1 protein-coding gene is annotated in these 1,786 nt (G+C 37.5%); it reads left to right on the top strand.

Annotation, left to right across the window (positions count from 1 at the left end; translation table 11 throughout):
• Positions 1 to 670 precede the first annotated feature (670 nt).
• Positions 671 to 1,567 carry a hypothetical protein gene (locus AACS05_RS24890; RefSeq protein WP_223306967.1) on the top strand — a complete coding sequence of 299 codons (897 nt, stop codon included), beginning with the start codon at positions 671 to 673 and terminating at the stop codon, positions 1,565 to 1,567.
• The last annotated feature ends 219 nt before the right edge of the window (positions 1,568 to 1,786 follow it).

Genomic DNA, 1,786 nt, shown 5'->3' with positions numbered 1-1,786 from the left:
AAACACAACATATGCAGTCACTATGAATCAACTACTTAGATGGTATTAGTGACCTGTAACAGAGCATTAGCGCAAGGTGATTTTTGTCTTCTTGCGCTAATTTTTTGTCATCAAACCTGTCGCACTCCAGAGAAGCACAAAGCCTCGCAATCCAGTGCAAAGCTTTGTGTGCCACCCACTACGACCTGCATAACCAGTAAGAAGATAGCAGTGATGTCAAACGACGCAGCTGACTTCTTTTCTTTCACGACTTCCCCACACCCAGCATGCATACCTTTCCGCCATAACTGTAGTGAATGTCTGTTATGAGCGAGGAGCGGAAGTTAACACTTATGAAAAATGGCTACGAAGTCCGTGGCTATCTATCGGCTTATTAGTACTTGAAACGCTTCTTCAGAAGCCTGAAGAGCTAATCGTTCGGCGATACTATATATGCATTAATAGACTATATCGTTGGTATAAACAGTGCACCATGCAACATGAATAACAGTGGGTTATCCAAAAGGAAGCAGAAAGCTAAATATGGAAAACTACAATACGATGCCCCGTTAAGTTCAATACTACTAATTTTTAGATGGAAAACGTATGTAATAGAGAGTAACTTAAAAGAGAGATCCTGTGTTGCCGCCAAATAAATTGCGGTTATTTTAATAAAATTAAGGGTTACTATATGTTGGAGTTTAGTGTTATTGAAAGAGGCGGGTATATTCCTGCAGTAGAAAAAAATAAGGCATTCCTACGAGCAGATGGTTGGAATGACTATTCCTTTGTTACAATGTTTTATCTTACTGTCTTTGATGAGCATGGTGAAAAATGCGATATCGGAAATGTTAAAATTGGTTTTGTAGGTCAAAAAGAAGAAGTAAGCACTTATTCATTAATAGATAAAAAATTCAGTCAACTCCCTGAAATGTTTTTTTCCTTAGGTGAAAGCATTGACTACTATGTTAATCTCAGCAAATTAAGCGATGGTTTTAAACATAACCTTCTTAAAGCTATTCAGGATTTAGTAGTATGGCCAAATCGATTAGCCGACATTGAAAATGAAAGCGTCCTTAACACCTCATTACTTAGAGGGGTAACTCTTTCAGAAATTCATGGACAGTTCGCACGTGTGTTAAATGGTTTGCCAGAATTGTCAGATTTCCACTTTTCATTTAATAGAAAAAGTGCTCCCGGATTCAGTGATTTAACTATACCTTTTGAGGTGACGGTTAATTCTATGCCCAGCACGAACATTCATGCTTTTATCGGGCGGAATGGGTGTGGTAAAACAACAATTTTGAATGGAATGATTGGTGCAATCACCAACCCAGAAAACAATGAATATTTTTTCTCTGAAAATAATAGACTTATCGAGTCAAGAATCCCAAAGGGATATTTTCGATCGCTTGTTTCAGTTTCGTTTAGTGCATTTGATCCTTTTACTCCTCCTAAAGAACAACCTGACCCAGCAAAAGGTACACAATACTTTTATATTGGACTCAAGAATGCTGCCAGCAATAGTTTAAAATCACTAGGCGATCTCCGCTTAGAATTCCGCGTTTTTGCGCTGGTGTGTATTTAGATGTATCTTTATTTTCGACTATAGGATGTAATGACCATCCAGCGGTAAGAGCATATCCACGTAATCCTCTTCGAATAATCTTTGTTTTTATTGCATTCCAAGAATTTTGTACTAACTCATTTGCAGCATCTGGTTTAAATGCGAATGTTTGTTAATATTTCTTTCAAACCAAGCACCCTTATATTTTTCTAAAGTATCATCGACGATAGAAGCAATAAG

The organism is Citrobacter sp. S-77, assembly GCF_963864895.1.
In the GTDB taxonomy this organism is placed as follows: Bacteria; Pseudomonadota; Gammaproteobacteria; order Enterobacterales; family Enterobacteriaceae; genus Citrobacter; species Citrobacter murliniae.
This window is presented reverse-complemented; position numbering and strand designations above follow the sequence as displayed.

What these genes read in the sequence shown, in the direction of transcription:
- AACS05_RS24890 (WP_223306967.1), top strand. Translation starts at nt 671, where the DNA reads ATGTTGGAGTTTAGTGTTATTGAAAGAGGCGGGTATATTCCTGCAGTA.